The 14,234-nt window shown below is 71.7% G+C and carries 16 protein-coding genes; 9 read left to right on the top strand and 7 right to left on the bottom strand.

The window, feature by feature from the left end; all coding sequences use genetic code 11:
• The first annotated feature begins 5 nt into the window (after positions 1-5).
• Positions 6-446, top strand: coding sequence for a VOC family protein (locus tag AC07PU_RS24235; protein WP_495321166.1), 441 nt, complete (start codon positions 6-8; stop codon positions 444-446).
• Here the strand turns inward: AC07PU_RS24235 and AC07PU_RS24230 are convergent.
• Positions 443-898 carry a CopD family protein gene (locus AC07PU_RS24230; RefSeq protein ID WP_057592357.1) on the bottom strand — a complete coding sequence of 152 codons (456 nt, stop codon included), beginning with the start codon at positions 896-898 and terminating at the stop codon, positions 443-445. The two genes, AC07PU_RS24235 and AC07PU_RS24230, sit on opposite strands and share 4 nt — an antisense overlap.
• Positions 899-954: 56 nt before the next feature.
• On the bottom strand, positions 955-1,923 hold the full coding sequence (locus AC07PU_RS24225) for a LysR family transcriptional regulator (protein ID WP_495321164.1): 969 nt from the start codon (positions 1,921-1,923) through the stop codon (positions 955-957).
• A gap of 137 nt (positions 1,924-2,060) precedes the next feature.
• Here AC07PU_RS24225 and AC07PU_RS24220 point away from each other — a divergent pair, with 137 nt between their 5' ends.
• From AC07PU_RS24220 to AC07PU_RS24210, 3 genes are read left to right on the top strand one after another with little or no spacing between them, the layout of a single operon-like run.
• Positions 2,061-3,398 carry a DUF3100 domain-containing protein gene (locus AC07PU_RS24220; RefSeq protein ID WP_495321162.1) on the top strand — a complete coding sequence of 446 codons (1,338 nt, stop codon included), beginning with the start codon at positions 2,061-2,063 and terminating at the stop codon, positions 3,396-3,398.
• Positions 3,399-3,418: 20 nt separating this feature from the next.
• Entirely contained in the window at positions 3,419-4,588 is a 1,170-nt protein-coding gene (locus AC07PU_RS24215; protein ID WP_208511011.1) for a M20 aminoacylase family protein, read from the top strand.
• Positions 4,589-4,592: 4 nt separating this feature from the next.
• Positions 4,593-5,972, top strand: a complete 1,380-nt coding sequence (locus AC07PU_RS24210) for an L-serine ammonia-lyase (RefSeq protein WP_495321444.1) — start codon at positions 4,593-4,595, stop codon at positions 5,970-5,972.
• A 17-nt stretch (positions 5,973-5,989) separates the two neighbouring features.
• Here the strand turns inward: AC07PU_RS24210 and AC07PU_RS24205 are convergent, their stop codons facing one another.
• Together AC07PU_RS24205 and AC07PU_RS24200 are read right to left on the bottom strand one after the other, a co-directional pair.
• A complete protein-coding gene (locus AC07PU_RS24205; protein WP_495321160.1) occupies positions 5,990-6,589 on the bottom strand; it encodes a VOC family protein in 600 nt (199 codons plus the stop codon).
• Positions 6,586-7,461, bottom strand: a complete 876-nt coding sequence (locus tag AC07PU_RS24200) for a fumarylacetoacetate hydrolase family protein (RefSeq protein ID WP_495321158.1) — start codon at positions 7,459-7,461, stop codon at positions 6,586-6,588. Before AC07PU_RS24200 ends, AC07PU_RS24205 begins: the two co-directional genes overlap by 4 nt.
• A gap of 105 nt (positions 7,462-7,566) precedes the next feature.
• Here AC07PU_RS24200 and AC07PU_RS24195 point away from each other — a divergent pair, with 105 nt between their 5' ends.
• The 4 genes from AC07PU_RS24195 (at position 7,567) to AC07PU_RS24180 (ending at position 10,469) form a co-directional block, all read left to right on the top strand.
• Positions 7,567-8,484, top strand: a complete 918-nt coding sequence (locus tag AC07PU_RS24195) for a LysR substrate-binding domain-containing protein (protein ID WP_495321156.1) — start codon at positions 7,567-7,569, stop codon at positions 8,482-8,484.
• A 57-nt stretch (positions 8,485-8,541) separates the two neighbouring features.
• On the top strand, positions 8,542-9,390 hold the full coding sequence (locus AC07PU_RS24190) for an isocitrate lyase/PEP mutase family protein (protein ID WP_495321154.1): 849 nt from the start codon (positions 8,542-8,544) through the stop codon (positions 9,388-9,390).
• Between the two features lie 5 nt (positions 9,391-9,395).
• A complete protein-coding gene (locus AC07PU_RS24185) occupies positions 9,396-9,983 on the top strand; it encodes a uracil-DNA glycosylase family protein (RefSeq protein ID WP_495321152.1) in 588 nt (195 codons plus the stop codon).
• 84 nt (positions 9,984-10,067) lie between these two features.
• The gene (locus AC07PU_RS24180; RefSeq protein ID WP_093343787.1) at positions 10,068-10,469 is read left to right on the top strand and encodes a RidA family protein; all 402 of its coding nucleotides are present in this window, start codon (positions 10,068-10,070) and stop codon (positions 10,467-10,469) included.
• A gap of 7 nt (positions 10,470-10,476) precedes the next feature.
• Here the strand turns inward: AC07PU_RS24180 and AC07PU_RS24175 are convergent, their stop codons facing one another.
• On the bottom strand, positions 10,477-12,186 hold the full coding sequence (locus AC07PU_RS24175) for a hypothetical protein (RefSeq protein ID WP_495321149.1): 1,710 nt from the start codon (positions 12,184-12,186) through the stop codon (positions 10,477-10,479).
• 53 nt (positions 12,187-12,239) lie between these two features.
• Positions 12,240-12,572 (bottom strand): DUF1127 domain-containing protein, encoded by a 333-nt coding sequence (locus tag AC07PU_RS24170; RefSeq protein ID WP_495321147.1) that lies wholly within the window; start codon positions 12,570-12,572, stop codon positions 12,240-12,242.
• Here AC07PU_RS24170 and AC07PU_RS24165 point away from each other — a divergent pair.
• Entirely contained in the window at positions 12,571-13,461 is an 891-nt protein-coding gene (locus AC07PU_RS24165; protein ID WP_495321145.1) for a LysR family transcriptional regulator, read from the top strand. The two genes, AC07PU_RS24170 and AC07PU_RS24165, sit on opposite strands and share 2 nt — an antisense overlap.
• Positions 13,462-13,467: 6 nt before the next feature.
• Here AC07PU_RS24165 and AC07PU_RS24160 read toward each other — a convergent pair whose 3' ends face one another.
• Complete coding sequence (locus AC07PU_RS24160; protein WP_281078057.1) at positions 13,468-14,085, bottom strand: ANTAR domain-containing response regulator; 618 nt, start codon at positions 14,083-14,085, stop codon at positions 13,468-13,470.
• Positions 14,086-14,234: the final 149 nt, after the last annotated feature.

Below are 14,234 nucleotides of genomic sequence, written 5' to 3'. Positions count from 1 at the left end.
CGGGCATGACCCGCCCGCACGATCCTTCCGATGCCGCGCCGTTCGCGCTGCGGCGCATCGATCACCTGGTGCTGCGCGTGCGCGATGCCGAGTGCGCCATCGCCTTCTACGTCGGCGTGCTCGGCTGCACGGTCGACAAGCGGCGCGATGACCTCGGCCTGGTGCACCTGCGCGCGGGCGAGAGCCTGATCGACCTCGTCACGCACGACGGCAAGCTGGGCCGCGCGGGTGGCGCGCTGGCCGGTCGCGAGGGCCGCAACCTCGACCACTTGTGTCTGCGCATCGAGCCCTTCGACGAGGCTGCGATCCGCGAGCGCATGGCGCGCCATGGCGTCGAGGTCGATGGCGAGGTGCAGAACAACTACGGAGCCGAGGGCACGGGGCCCTCGATCTACCTGCGCGACCCCGACGGCAACGGCGTCGAGCTCAAGGGACCAGCGGTCTAGCCGCGCCCCAGCACCGCCACCGCGAACACCGCCACGCCCAGCACCAGGTTCAGGCTCACGAGCTTGCGCACCAGGTCGAGCCGGCCCGCGGCCACCGGCCAGGCGCCGTCGTCGACCGCGCGCCGCATCGCGCGGAACACCGAGGCGCGGATGTAGACGTAGATCGCGGCCATCACGATCGCGATGCCCATCATCGCCTCGACACGCCAGTGCACGCCGCGGAAGCCGCCCGTGGCCAGGATCATCGCCACGCCCGTCACGAACAGCAGCGTGACCGAGGCATCGACCCCGACGAAGAAGCGCCGCAGGGTCGCGGCCATCATGCGCAGGCGCAGCGGCGGCTCGAGCGTGGCGACGGCGGCCGGGCGCACCGCGAAGTGCATGAGGGCCATGCCGCCGACCCAGAAGGCGGCGCACAGCAGGTGGACGAAGAGCGGGAGCAGGTAGGACATGGGGGGCGATCAGACCACCGAAGCCCGCCGCGCGCAACGATCTCCCCGCGCCTTCCTCAAGCGGCGGCCGCGCGCGTGCGCGGTGCCGGCCTGCGGGCCTTGGGCGGCCCGGTGTCCGCATAGCGCTTCATGTCGCGCACCACGCAGCGCAGCAGCTCGGCCGCGGCCGGCGACAGCAGGCGCCCGTGGCGCGACACGATGTGCGAGCGGCCCTGCGACAGCAGCGGGTTCTTCATCGGCAGCTCGATCAGCTCGGGATGGTCGGCATTCGGCGTCAGCGAGATCCGCGTGCCCAGCGTGTAGCCGAGCCCGGCCGAGACGAAATGGCCGAGCGCGCTGAACGAGGTGGTGGTCAGCAGCGAGGGCAGCCGCACGCCCTCGCTGATCTCGGCCGCCTCGATGTGCTGGCGCACGCCGAAGTTGCGGTGCAGCGTGGCGCCCGGATAGGGCAGCAGGTCGGCGAGCTTGAGCGGGCGGCCCAGCTGCGCGAGCGGATGCGAGCGCAGCACCAGCGCCTGGATCGGCTGCGGATGCGACTGGTGCGAGGTCAGCCGTTCGTCGCGCGGCGGCTGGAACAGCATGCCGATGTGGGCGCGTTCCTCGACCACGCGGCGCACGATCTCGTCGGTGCTGGCCACGTCGAGGTCGATGGTGATCCCCGGATGCGTGGTCATGAACTCGCGCAGGCTGTGGCGCATCAGCCAGTCCACGTAGCCCTCGCCCACCACGATGTCGATGTGGCCGCGCTCGATCTTGCGGATGCTGTCCATCTGCGCCATCAGGTGCTGCTTCTGGCTGTTCTGCCGGCGCACGTAGCCGGCCAGCATCTCGCCCGCGTCGGTGGGCACCACGCCGCGGCCATGGCGCTCGAGCAGCGGCACGCCGCACTCCTGCTCGAGGATACCGATCGCGCGGCTGACGGCCGAGGGGTCCATGTCGAGCACGTCGGCCGCGCCGCGCACCGAGCCGCTGTCGAGCACCTGCATGAAGTAGCGCACGCGGCGCGTGTCGAGCCTGTCGTCCATGCCCGGTCTCCTGAGTGTTGCATTCAATGCATCGAATATCCCGATTTGCGGTCATTGATGCAATAGGCCTACATGGGGAAACTCGCCGCCATCCGCCAGCACAGGCTCACCCACGGCTCCAGACCGACGCCCCACCCATGACCTCCGCCGCCTCCGTCCCCGTCACGGCCGCGCCCTCCGGCGCTTCCGGAAAACTCAAGCTCGCGGTCGTCACGCTGGCCATCGTGGCCGCGGCCGAGCTGGTCGGCCCGGTGCAGTTCAGCGTCGGCCCGGGCAAGGTGGCGCTGCTGCCGATGCTGTGGGCGCTGCTGATCGCCGCGGTCTGGGGCATCGCGCACCGCCGCGTGCCGGGCGTGGCGCGCGTCGCCACCGCCGAGCAGTCCTTCGCGGGCGGCCTGCTCAACGCGGGCCTGCTGCTGTTCGTGGTGAAGCTGGGCCTCACGGTCGGCGCCGCGCTGCCGCAGGTCAAGCAGGCCGGCTGGGCGCTGCTGTTCCAGGAGTTCGGCCATGCGCTCGGCACCCTGGCGCTGGGCCTGCCGCTGGCGCTGCTGCTGGGCATCAAGCGCGAGGCCGTGGGCGCCACCTTCTCGGTGGGGCGCGAGGGCAACCTGGTGATCATCGGCGAGAAGTACGGCATGGCCTCGCCCGAGGGCCGCGGCGTGCTGGCCGAATACATCACCGGCACCGTGCTGGGCGCGCTGTTCATCGCGGTGCTGGCGGGCTTCATCGCCAGCCTGCACGTCTTCGATCCGCGCTCGCTGGCCATGGGCGCCGGCGTGGGCTCGGGCAGCCTGATGGCGGCCGCGCTGGGCGCCATCGCCGCGCAGCAGCCGGCCGAGATGTTGCCGCAGCTCACGGCCATCGCCGCCGCCTCGAACCTGCTGACCACCGTCGCGGGCTTCTACTTCACGCTGTTCCTCTCGCTGCCGCTGTGCTCGTGGCTGTACGGCAAGCTCGAGCCGGTGCTGGGCCGCTTCTCGAAGCGCGGCGCGCCCGATGCGGGCACCGGCGCCATGTCGCAGGTCAGCGTGGCGCACGGCGGCGCGCTGCCGCTGCGCGACACGCTGATCGCCTGGGCCGTGGTGGGCGGCGGCGTGCTGATCGGCAATTCGCTGACCTACAAGGTGCCGCCGCTGGTCTCGCTCGAGGGCATGCTGGCCGTGGTGGCGATCGCGCTGGCGGTCGAGGGCCTCAAGCGCCTGGTGCCGCGGCTGCCGATGGTGCTGGTGCTGTCGGTGGTGGCCACGGTGGTGGGCATCCCGGGCCTGCTGCCGTTCTCCGACGCGCTGATCGCGCTCACCGCCAAGCTCAACTTCCTGGCCTTCACCACGCCGGTGCTCGCGCTGGCTGGTTTCTCGGTCGCGAAGGACCTGCCGGTGTTCCGCCAGCTCGGCTGGCGCATCGTGGTGGTGTCGCTGACCGCCACCGCGGGCACCTTCCTCGGCGCTACCCTGATCGCCGAATTCTTCCACTGACCCCACTAGAGAACCCCACCATGTACCGCGACCCCGAAATCGCCGAAGACACCCGCGCGCGCATGCAGGCCTGGCGCCGCGACATCCATGCCAATCCCGAGACCGCGTTCGAGGAGCACCGCACCGCCAACGTGGTCGCCAACGCGCTGATGCTGATGGGCCTGCCGGTGCACCGCGGCCTGGCCGGCACCGGCGTGGTCGGCACGCTTTCGAACGGCGAGGGTCCGAGCATCGCGCTGCGCGCCGACCTCGACGCGCTCAACATGCAGGAGCTGGGCACGCAGGCCCATGCCTCGAAGTGCGTGGGCAAGATGCACGCCTGCGGCCACGACGGCCACACCGCGATGCTGCTGGGCGCGGCCGAGCACCTGTCGCGCCACAAGCCGTTCAAGGGCACGGTGCACTTCGTGTTCCAGCCGGCCGAGGAGAACGAGGGCGGCGGCCGCGTGATGGTCGAGGAAGGCCTGTTCGACCAGTTCCCGGCCGATGCCGTCTACGGCATGCACAACTTCCCGAGCCTGCCGCGCGGCCGCTTCGCGATCCGCAAGGGCACCATGACGGCCTACCTCGACACCTTCGAGATCGTGGTCACCGGCAAGGGCAGCCATGGCGCCATGCCCGAGACCGGCATCGACTCGGTGGTGGTCTCGGCGCAGCTCATCAATGCGCTGCAGACCATCGTGAGCCGCCGCACCGGCGCCACCGACTCGGCCGTGGTCAGCGTCACGCAGATCCATGGCGGCGACACCTGGAACGTGATCCCCGAGACCGTGGTGCTGCGCGGCACCGTGCGCACGCTCGACGCCGCGATCCAGGACAAGACCCAGGCCGCGATGCAGCAGATCTGCGAGGGCGTGGCCGCCACCCACGGCGCGAAGGTGGCGCTCGACTACCGCCGCGGCTATCCGGGCGTGGTCAACACGCCGGCCGAGACCGATGCGGCGATCGCCGCGGCCGCCAGCCTGGTCGAGCGCGAACAGGTGCTGACCGACATCCCGCCGGCCATGGGCTCGGAGGACTTCGCCTTCATGCTGCAGAAGCGCCCGGGCGCCTACATCGGCATCGGCGCGGGCGAGGGCCCGAACGATCCGAACGTGCACAACCCCTACTACGACTTCAACGACAACATCCTGCCGCTCGGCGCGGCCTACTGGGTGGCACTGGTCAAGCAGCAGCTTCCGGCCGCATGATGCGCTGATGCTGTCCGCCTTCGACATCTTCAAGATCGGCATCGGGCCCTCGAGCTCGCACACCGTGGGCCCGATGCGCGCGGCGCTGCTGTTCGCGCGCTCGCTCGAGCAGCGGGGCCTGCTCGAGCGCGTCGCGCGATTGCGCGTCGACCTGTTCGGCTCGCTCGGCGCCACCGGCCATGGCCATGCGACCGACCAGGGCGTGATCCTCGGCCTGTTCGGCGACGCGCCCGACACGGTGCGGCCCGAGACCGTGCAGCCGCGGCTCGAGGCGCTGCGCCGCGGCGGCACGCTGATGCTGCTGGGCACCACGCCGATCGCCTTCGACCGCGTGCGCGACATCGTGTTTCGCGGCGAGGAGTCGCTGCCCGAGCATCCCAACGCGATGCGCTTCACCGCCTTCGCCACCGACGATGCGGTGCTCGCCGAGGGCCGCTATTTCTCGGTCGGCGGCGGCTTCGTCGTCGAGGGCGGCCAGGCCGTGGCGCAGACCGCGGCGGTGGCGGTGCCGTATCCGTTCTCGACCGGCGACGAACTCATGGCGCAATGCCGGGAGAACGGCCTCTCGGTGGCCGCGCTGGTGCTGCGCAACGAATGCGCCTGGCGTCCCGAGGCCGAGGTGCGCGCGGGCCTGCTGCGCATCTGGGACGTGATGCAGCAGTGCGTGCAGCGCGGCTTCGGCATCGACAACCCGCTGGCCGCGCAAGCACTGCCCGGCCCGCTGCGCATGCGCCGGCGCGCGGGCGAGCTGCACCGCGAGCTGCTGGCGCAGGCCGGCGCGGCCGATCCGCTCGCGGCCATGGACTGGGTCAATGCCTTCGCGATGGCCGTGAACGAGGAGAACGCGGCCGGCGGTCGCGTGGTGACCGCGCCGACCAACGGCGCGGCCGGCGTGGTGCCGGCCGTGATGCACTATTACCAGCGCTTCGTGCCGAGCGCGAGCGACGCGGGCATCGTTGATTTCCTGCTCACGGCCGCGGCGATCGGCATGCTCTACAAGACCAACGCCTCGATCTCGGGCGCCGAGGTCGGCTGCCAGGGCGAGGTCGGCGTGGCCTGCTCGATGGCGGCCGGCGCGCTGGCCGCGGTGCTCGGCGGCACGCCGGCGCAGGTCGAGAACGCGGCCGAGATCGGCATGGAGCACAACCTCGGCCTGACCTGCGACCCGGTCGGCGGCATGGTGCAGATCCCCTGCGTGGAGCGCAATGCGATGGGCGCGGTGAAGGCCATCAACGCGGCGCGCATGGCGCTGCGCGGCGACGGCAGCCACTACGTCTCGCTCGATGCCGTGATCCGTACCATGAAGCAGACCGGCGAGGACATGAAGTCCACCTACAAGGAGACCTCGCTCGGCGGGCTCGCGGTCAACGTGGTGGAGTGCTGAGCCCGCCTCACACCTTGTCAGGGCACGAACATGTCCCACGGTCCCTTGCCCGCCGGCAGGCCCGGCCGCGCGGTCAGCGAGGCCAGTGGCTCGCCGGCCTCGAAGCGCGCGGCCAGGTCCGCGGGGTCGAACATCACGCCCATGAAGTTCTCGGCATAGGCGCCGCCCGCGAAGAAGGCATCGACCTCGGCGGCGGTCTCGAACACGTCGTGCTGCAGCTCGAGCCGGTGGCCGTCGGGGTCGCGGTAGTACATCGAGATCGTCGGCCCGTGGTTGATGCACCAGTAGGGCACGATGCCGAGCGCGGCCAGCCGCCGGTGGTTGGCGAGCAGCGCGGCCAGCGAGCCGTAGGTGAAGGCGATGTGCTCGAGCCCGGTGTTCGCATCGGCCTCGCGGCCCAGGTCGGGGCGCGCGATCAGGCCGATGCGGTGGTGCTCGTCGTCGTAGCTCAGGAAGCACAGCATCTCGTTCTCGAAGGCCACGCGCGCCTGCAGCACCGCGAGGTACCAGGCGCGCGAACGCGCGAGCTCGGCCACGCGCAGCACCACGTGGGCGAGCTTCACGGGCCGCAATGCGGAGGAGGCGAGGTCGGGCAGGGCGCGCTTGGGGTCGTTCATCGGGAGGTCTCCAGGGGTTCTTCCACCACGCGGTTCTCGATGTGGCCGATGCCCTCGATCTCCACGCGCACCACGTCGCCCGGCACCAGGTAGCGCGGCGGGTCCATCAGGCCGCCGACGCCCGCGGGGCTGCCGGTGCTCAGCACGTCGCCGGGCTCGAGCGTGAAGGCGGTGCTCAGCTCGACCAGCATGGCCTCGATGCGATGGATCATCTGGGCGGTGTTGCCGTCCTGGCGCAGCTCGCCGTTGACCCAGGTGCGCAGCCGCAGCGCATGCGGGTCGGGAATCTCGTCGCGCGTCACCAGCCAGGGGCCGAAGGGGCCGTGGGTATCGAAGGACTTGCCCAGCGTATGCGTGGGCGCGCGCAGCTGCCAGTCGCGCACGCTCATGTCGTTGATCACGACGTAGCCCGCGACCATGGCCATCGCCTCCTCGGCGCGCACATGGCGGCAGCGCCGGCCGATGACCACGCCGAGCTCGCCCTCGTAGTCGAACTGCGCCGACACGCGCGGCCGGTGCACGTCGTCGAAGGGGCCGGCCACGCACGACACCTGCTTGTTGAACCACACCTGTCCCGGCGGCCGCACGAGGCCTAGCTTCGCGGCCTCCTCGAGGTGCGAGGCGTAGTTGCCGCCGAGGCCGAGGAACTTGCGCGGCGCGGGCACCGGCGCCGCGAGCCGCACATCGGCCAGCGGCAGCCGCGGTGCCGTCCCGATGGCCGCGCGCAGCCAGCCCAGGCCCTCGTCGCCGCGCGCCAGCAGCTCGCGCACGCCGGCCGGCGCGCCGGGCAGGGCGCTGGCGTCGAGCACCTCGTCGTTTCGGACCACGCCGAAGCGAAGGGCACCGCGGTGATGGAAGCTGGCGATTTTCATGGGCGTGGACATTGACCGATATGAGGCGATCGATGATGCTGATGGAACGAAACGACAACAATCCGCCGAAAAAGAACGGTTCGTTCTGCCAGCGGAACAGGAGACATGGACGACTTCAACGACCTCGCGCTGTTCGCGCACGTGGTGCAGCAGCAGGGCTTCAGCGCCGCGAGCCGGCACCTGGGCATTCCCAAGTCGCGCCTGAGCCGCCGCGTCGCGCAGCTCGAGGAACGGCTGGGCGTGCGGCTGTTGCAGCGCAGCTCGCGTCGGCTGCTGTTGACCCATGTCGGCGAGCAGTTCTACGAGCGCTGCCAGGCCACGGTGGCCGCGGGCGAGGAGGCCTTCGACGTGGTGCGCCAGGCGGTCGCGCGGCCGCAGGGGCCGCTGCGCGTGAGCGCGCCCTTCACGCTCGCGCAGTTCTGGCTCACGCCGCTGATCCCCGATTTCATGCGCGCCTTTCCCGAGGTGCGGCTGTCGCTGGAAGTGAGCCACCGGCGCGTCGATCCGCTGCAGGAGAACGTCGACGTGGTGCTGCGCGTGCGGCGCCCGCCGTTCGAGGATTCGAGCCTGGTCGCGCGGCCGCTGGGCCGCACGGTCGACGTGCTGCTCGCGAGCCCGGCGCTGCTCGAGCGCCTGGGCACGCCCGCGAGCCTCGACGACCTGGCCGCCTGGCCGATGCTCTCGCTGCCCGACACCGGCGAGCGCCACCTGTGGCGGCTGGAGCGCGGCAAGCAGATGCACGAACTGGACTTCGTGCCGCGCCTGGTCACCGACGACATGTTCGCGCTCCGGCACGTGGCGCTGCAGGGCCTGGGCGTGGCGCTGCTGCCCGAGATCCTGTGCCGCGACGAGCTGCGCGAGGGCCGCCTGGTGCGCCTGTTTCCCGACTGGGCCTGCACCGCGAGCGAGATCCAGGCGGCCTTCGCCTCGCGCCGCGGCATGCTGCCGGCGGTGCGCGCCTTCATCGACCACCTGCTGGCCCATCCGCCCGGCGCGCCGCAGCCGGGCGCTGGCTTATCCTGAACGGCTTCGCGCCCTTCGCTCCTGCATCGAATTTCATCGAAAGAAGGAAGAGACTCCATGACCCCCACGACCCCCACGACCCCCACCGTCGCCGAGAAACGCGCGGCCTTCCGCGCGCTGCATGCCCAGGGCTGCTTCGTCATCCCCAACCCCTGGGACACCGGCAGCGCGCGCTACCTCGAAGGCCTGGGCTACAAGGCGCTCGCCACCACCAGCTCGGGCTTCGCCTGGTCGCATGGCCAGGCCGACGGCGCCATCGCGCGCGACGCGGTGCTCGCGCACCTGCGCGAACTGGTGGCCGCGACCTCGCTGCCGGTCAATGCCGATTTCGAGAACGGCTTCGGCGCCGATCCGCAGGCCGTGGCCGAGAGCGTGCGGCTCGCGGTCGAGACCGGCGTGGCCGGCCTGTCGATCGAGGACTCGACCGGCCATGCCGACGCGCCGCTGTTCACGATCGAGGTCGCGGTCGAGCGCATGCGCGCCGCGCGCGGCGCCATCGATGCGGCGGGCGGCGACACGCTGCTGATCGGCCGCGCCGAGAACTTCTTCGCCGGCCGGCCCGACCTCGACGACGCGATCGCGCGCCTCAAGGCCTATGCCGAAGCCGGCGCCGACTGCCTCTACGCGCCCGGCATCAAGACGCGCGAGCAGATCGCGGCCGTGGTCGCGGCGGTCGCGCCCAAGCCGGTGAACCTGCTGGTCGGCGCGACCAGCGAACTCACGATGAAGGACATCGAGGCGCTCGGCGTGCGCCGCGTCAGCGTGGGCGGCGCGATGGCGCGCGCGGCCTGGGGCGGCTTCATCCGCGCCGCGCGCACGCTGGCCGACGAGGGCCGCTTCGACGGCTTCGCCGACGCCGCGCCCGGGGCCGAGCTCAACGCCTTCTTCAAGCCCTTCGGCCGCTGAAGCGCGTGGAGCCGCTGCTCGCCGAGATCCGCGCCTGCCGTGTCTGCGAGGTGCATCTGCCGCTGGGCCCGCGCCCGGTGGTGCAGGCCGGCGCGGAGGCGCGGCTGCTGATCGTCGGCCAGGCCCCGAGCATGACGGTGCACCGCACGGGCGTGCCCTGGGACGACCGCAGCGGCGACCAGCTGCGGCGCTGGCTCGGCGTGGAGCGCGAACTGTTCTACGACGCCTCGCGCATCGCGCTCGTGCCCATGGGCTTCTGCTACCCGGGCCGCGGCACCAGCGGTGACCTGCCGCCGCGCAAGGAGTGCGCGCCGCTGTGGCACGAGCGGCTGCTGGCGCAGATGCCGCGCGTCGAGCTCACGCTGCTGATCGGCCAGTACGCGCAGCGCCGCCACCTGGGCAGCCGGGCGCGCGACGGCGTGACCGAGACCGTGCGCGCCTTCGCGGAATTCGCGCCGCGAATCATCCCGCTGCCGCATCCCTCGCCGCGCAACACCGGCTGGCAGCAGCGCCATCCGTGGTTCGAGAGCGACGTGCTGCCGGTGCTGCGCGAGCGCGTGCGGCTGGCACTGGGCATGGGCACGGGCGGCTGAACGCTTCGTCGCGGGACGAAGCGTGCGGGGGACGAAGGCCGCACCATCGCGGCCATCGTCATCCACCGCAACAGAAGGATTCCCATGCCCGCGCGCGAAGTCATCCGTGTCGAACCCCTCTCCACCTGGCTCGATCGCTGGAAGGCACCGGCCTCCATCGTCACGCGCCATGGCGACACCGTCTATGTCTCGGGCCTGCCGCCCTTCGATCCCGAGACCGGGCAGGTGGCGGTCGGCGCCTCGGTCGAGCGGCAGGCCGAGCTGGTGCTCGAACAGCTGAAGCTGTGCCTGGAGACGGCGGGCTCGTCGCTCGCGAATGCGCTCAAGTGCAACGTGTACTGCACCTCGGTGGAGAAGTTCGCCGCGGTCAACGCGGTCTATGCGCGCTACTTCCCCGAGTCGCCGCCCGCGCGCATCTTCGTCTGCGTGCCGGCCTGGTTCGGGCCCTTCGACATCGAGATCGACTGCATCGCGGCGCGCGGCTGAGGCCGCTTCAGCGCGCGGCCTTCCTCGGCCGCGCCGCCGGCCGTCGCGGGGGCTTCGCCTCGAGCACCAGCTCGGCCGGCAGGCCGTCGTTCCACGACTCGGCGAAGTAGGCGCGGTCGCTGGGCACCAGCTGCGGCAGCGCCTCGCGCAGCGTGACCAGCGAGCGTTCGGCCGACTTCAGGTCGCCCGCATGGGCCGCGTACCACGCATGCTCGAACAGCAGGCTGCAATGCTGCAGGCCCGGGTAGCGGCGCCGGCCGGCCTGGTGGTCGGCCAGCCGCGCCTGCGCCACCTCGACCCAGCGCGCGGGCCAGTGCGTGGCGTCGAAGGCATCGGCGAGCGGACCGGCCAGCGCCGAGATCGCGGCCGGATCGAGCGGCGCCTGGGCGCGGAACTGCGCGAGCGTGGGCCGGGGCTCGGCGCCGCAATGGCCGCGCGCGATGCGCATCAGGTAGATCGCGTTCCAGGCCGAGCGGCCCTGGCCGTCGGCCCGGCCGCAGAGCCATTCGCTGAAGGCGATCCACTGCACGGCATGGCGCGTGGTGTCGGACGCTGCCGGGGCATCGCCGCGCCGCTTCGGGCCGCCCGCCGGTGCCGAGGGGAGCGCTGGCAGCGCGAGGCCCACGCGGTCGAACAGCCACACCGCCATGCCGAGGTTGGCCGCCACGTGCTGGGCGGCATCGAAGGAATGCGACTCGAAGGCCGCGGTCAGCGCGTCGCCGAAGCGGCGCAGCGATTCCTCGGCGAGCAGGCGGGCGGCCGGCGCATCCTCGGCCGCGAGCGCCAGCGCGCGCGAGCGGCAACCGAGCGCCCACAGGTTGCACCATTCGAAGCGCACGTCGGGATGGTGGCGCAGCACCACGCTGCGCGCCGGGTCGTCGGCCATGCCGCCGAGCAGCGACTGCGCCAGCGGCAGGTCGCGCGCGGTGTAGGCGCACCAGGCCGAGACGATGCATTCCATCGCGCCGAGGTAGTCGTTGCCCGCCACGTGGTGCGCGAGGCGCTGCTTCTTGAGCACCTCGAGCTGGCGGCGCGCCTGTTCGTTGTCGCCGAGGCGGCGCCACAGCATGGCCTCGTTGAGCGTGACCAGCGCGCGCTGGAAGCCGCTGGCCGCGAGCGTGCCGGCGAGCCGTATCGATTCGAGCGCGCTCGGCTGGCCCGCGCCGTCGCCAGCACCGGCGGCCACCGGCGTCATCAGCCGGCCCTGGCGCGCGGCCCGCTGCGCGGACACGAGTTGTTTCCAGAAGGCGGCGTCCTGCAGGTGCACCGCCTCGGGCGGCGCCGAGGCGCCGGCTACCGCGCCCGTGCGCGCGCGCAGGCCGAGGAACGAGGCGATCTCGGCCGCGCTGGCGGCGCGCCCCTCGACCTCGCAGCGCACGCGCCGCGCCTCGGCCGGCGGCAGCCAGAAAGGGCCCTGGCTGCGCCGCTCGGCGTTGAGGAAGCGCGGCTCGCGCGTGCTGTCCTCGCCCCAGCCGACCTCGATGCCCCAGGCCTTGAAGTCGCGGAAGGCGCGGCTCACGACCATGCGCAGCGTGCTCGCGTCCGACACTTCGCCGCGCAGGTCGGCCAGCCGCACCATCGGGGTCTGGCTATCGTGCGCATGGCGCATGCGCACCAGCAGCCACAGCGACTGGAAGGCCGCGCGCCGGCCGTCGACCGACTGCGGGGAAGTGAGCTCGACGACGAGCGGGGATGAAGCGGAAGCGGGACTTGGCACGCCCCGCATTGGACCTCAAATCGAGGCCGCGGCAAGGGCCGGGCGCGCTTCCTTCAGCTTGCGCGGTGGCCGTGCTCGCAGTGCGAGGGCGCGGGCTGCATCAGCCCCGGCAGTTCGCTGCGGCCGACGCCGAGGTCGCGCAGGTCGTGCTCGCTCATGCCGGCGAGCTGGCACGCATCGGCATGGGCCCGACGGCGATTCGCCGCGTGCCGGCGCCAGCCGCGCAGGGCATGCAGAAGGCGTTGGCGAAAGCTCGGGGACGATGCGGTCTTCACGATGGGCTCCTGGGGTTGCGGTGTCGGTGCGCTCATCTTCGGCGTCGCCGTGCTATTGTGGAAGTTGAGATTTCTGACAGCCTTCATCAGCTTTTCTGATTCGACGCCCATGCGCCACCTCAACCTCGACCAACTGCGCACCCTGATCGCGATCGCCGACCTCGGCAGCTTCTCGGCCGCGGCGCAGGCGCTGCATCTGGCGCAGCCCACGGTCAGCCTGCATGTCTCCGAACTCGAGTCGCGGCTCGATGCCAAGCTGGTGGTGCGCGGCGCGCGCGGCATCACGCCCACGGCGGCCGGCGCGGCGCTGGTGGAGCGCGGGCGCAAGCTGCTGCGCGACACCGACGATGCGCTCGACGCGGTCAAGCGGCAGGCCGAGGGCCGCAGCGGCCGCGTGCGGCTGGGCACGTCGACCGGCGTGGTGGTCGACCTGCTGCCGCAGGTGCTCGAGGCGCTGGGCGCGCAGGACGCGGGCATCGACGTCGAGGTGGCGATCCTCGGCTCGGGCGAGGCGCTGGCGCGGCTGGCCGCGGGCACGCTCGACATCGGCCTGGTGGCGCTGCCGCAGCCGCCGCTGCGCGACCTGGTGTTCACGCCCTGGCGCACGCAGCCGATGATGGCCTTCGTGCCGCAGCGCACGAAGGCGCCCAGGCGCGTCACGCCGGCCTGGCTGGCCGAGCAGCCGTTGATCTTCAACGACGCGACCACCCACATGTACCGGCTCACGATGGAGTGGTTCGCGGCCGCAGGCTTCGCGCCGCGCGCGCGCATCGAGCTCAACTACGACGCGGCCATCCGCAGCCTGGTGGCGGCCGGCTATGGCGCCGCGCTGTTGCCGCTGCAGCCGACGACCGACGCGGCGCTCGGCGAGCGCATGCAGATCCTGCCGATCGTGCCGAAGCTCACGCGCCGCCTGTGCATCGCGCACCGGCCGCGCGCGCTGCTCGACGGCGCCACGCTGCGGGTGCTCGAGGTGCTGGCGGGGTTCCGCCAGGCCTGAACGGCCTCACGAAGCCTCGGGCTTGCGCGCGCCGAGCGAGAGGATCTCGTTGGCGTTGACGATGGCGGCCGCGATCTCTTCCATGGTGGTACGTTTGCTCATCGCCTGTTCGCGGATCAGGTCGTAGGCCTGGCCCTCCGACACGCCGTGCGTCTTCATGAGAATCGCCTTGGCCTCCGCGAGCTGGCGCACGCCCAGCAGCTTGGCCTCGGTCTTGCGCAGGCGCCGCGCGAGCGAGCGGTTCTGCTTGTGCGCCTCGCGCGCCACCACCAGCGCCGACAACAGTCCGAAGGAGCGCACCGGCGAGGGCAGCACGGCCTTGGCGCCGATCTCGAGCACGGCCTCGACGATGGTCGGGTTCTCGTAGGTCACGACGGCGATGATGGCCGGCGCGTCCTCGCTCTTGGTCCACTCGAAGCGCAGGTTGATGAAGTCGGGCTGCACCGCCATGAAAGCCACGTCGATGCCCTCGGGCAGCGCCTGCACCGGCGGCCAGAAGGCCTGCACCTGGCAGCCGATGCGCTGCAGCTGCTGGGTCAGCTGTCGGCCGTCGCTGTCGTCGGGGTGGATGACTGCGATCTTCAGCAGGCGCAGTTCTTTGAGCTGCGGTGGTGTCACTCGCAGGGTGTGTCTTTTTGGGGGGCTTTCCACCTTCAGGCCTCTTGTTCTTGTCGGTTCTGGTTTTGAGGCTGTTGTTCGGGGCGCGTGCACAGGACAGCGGGTACTTCCCTCCGCGAATGTCCCCCGCCTTCGGCTCCTCCTTTATTTCGCTG

Source organism: Variovorax sp. GW821-FHT10D07, from assembly GCF_059415325.1.
This window is presented reverse-complemented; position numbering and strand designations above follow the sequence as displayed.

Excerpts from the sequence above, each read along its gene's own strand:
- AC07PU_RS24235 (WP_495321166.1), top strand. The coding sequence starts at position 6 with ATGACCCGCCCGCACGATCCTTCCGATGCCGCGCCGTTCGCGCTGCGG.
- AC07PU_RS24230 (WP_057592357.1), bottom strand. The coding sequence starts at position 898 with ATGTCCTACCTGCTCCCGCTCTTCGTCCACCTGCTGTGCGCCGCCTTC.
- AC07PU_RS24225 (WP_495321164.1), bottom strand. The coding sequence starts at position 1,923 with ATGGACGACAGGCTCGACACGCGCCGCGTGCGCTACTTCATGCAGGTG.
- AC07PU_RS24220 (WP_495321162.1), top strand. The coding sequence starts at position 2,061 with ATGACCTCCGCCGCCTCCGTCCCCGTCACGGCCGCGCCCTCCGGCGCT.
- AC07PU_RS24215 (WP_208511011.1), top strand. The coding sequence starts at position 3,419 with ATGTACCGCGACCCCGAAATCGCCGAAGACACCCGCGCGCGCATGCAG.
- AC07PU_RS24205 (WP_495321160.1), bottom strand. The coding sequence starts at position 6,589 with ATGAACGACCCCAAGCGCGCCCTGCCCGACCTCGCCTCCTCCGCATTG.
- AC07PU_RS24200 (WP_495321158.1), bottom strand. The coding sequence starts at position 7,461 with ATGAAAATCGCCAGCTTCCATCACCGCGGTGCCCTTCGCTTCGGCGTG.
- AC07PU_RS24195 (WP_495321156.1), top strand. The coding sequence starts at position 7,567 with ATGGACGACTTCAACGACCTCGCGCTGTTCGCGCACGTGGTGCAGCAG.
- AC07PU_RS24190 (WP_495321154.1), top strand. The coding sequence starts at position 8,542 with ATGACCCCCACGACCCCCACGACCCCCACCGTCGCCGAGAAACGCGCG.
- AC07PU_RS24180 (WP_093343787.1), top strand. The coding sequence starts at position 10,068 with ATGCCCGCGCGCGAAGTCATCCGTGTCGAACCCCTCTCCACCTGGCTC.
- AC07PU_RS24165 (WP_495321145.1), top strand. The coding sequence starts at position 12,571 with ATGCGCCACCTCAACCTCGACCAACTGCGCACCCTGATCGCGATCGCC.
- AC07PU_RS24170 (WP_495321147.1), bottom strand. The coding sequence starts at position 12,572 with ATGGGCGTCGAATCAGAAAAGCTGATGAAGGCTGTCAGAAATCTCAAC.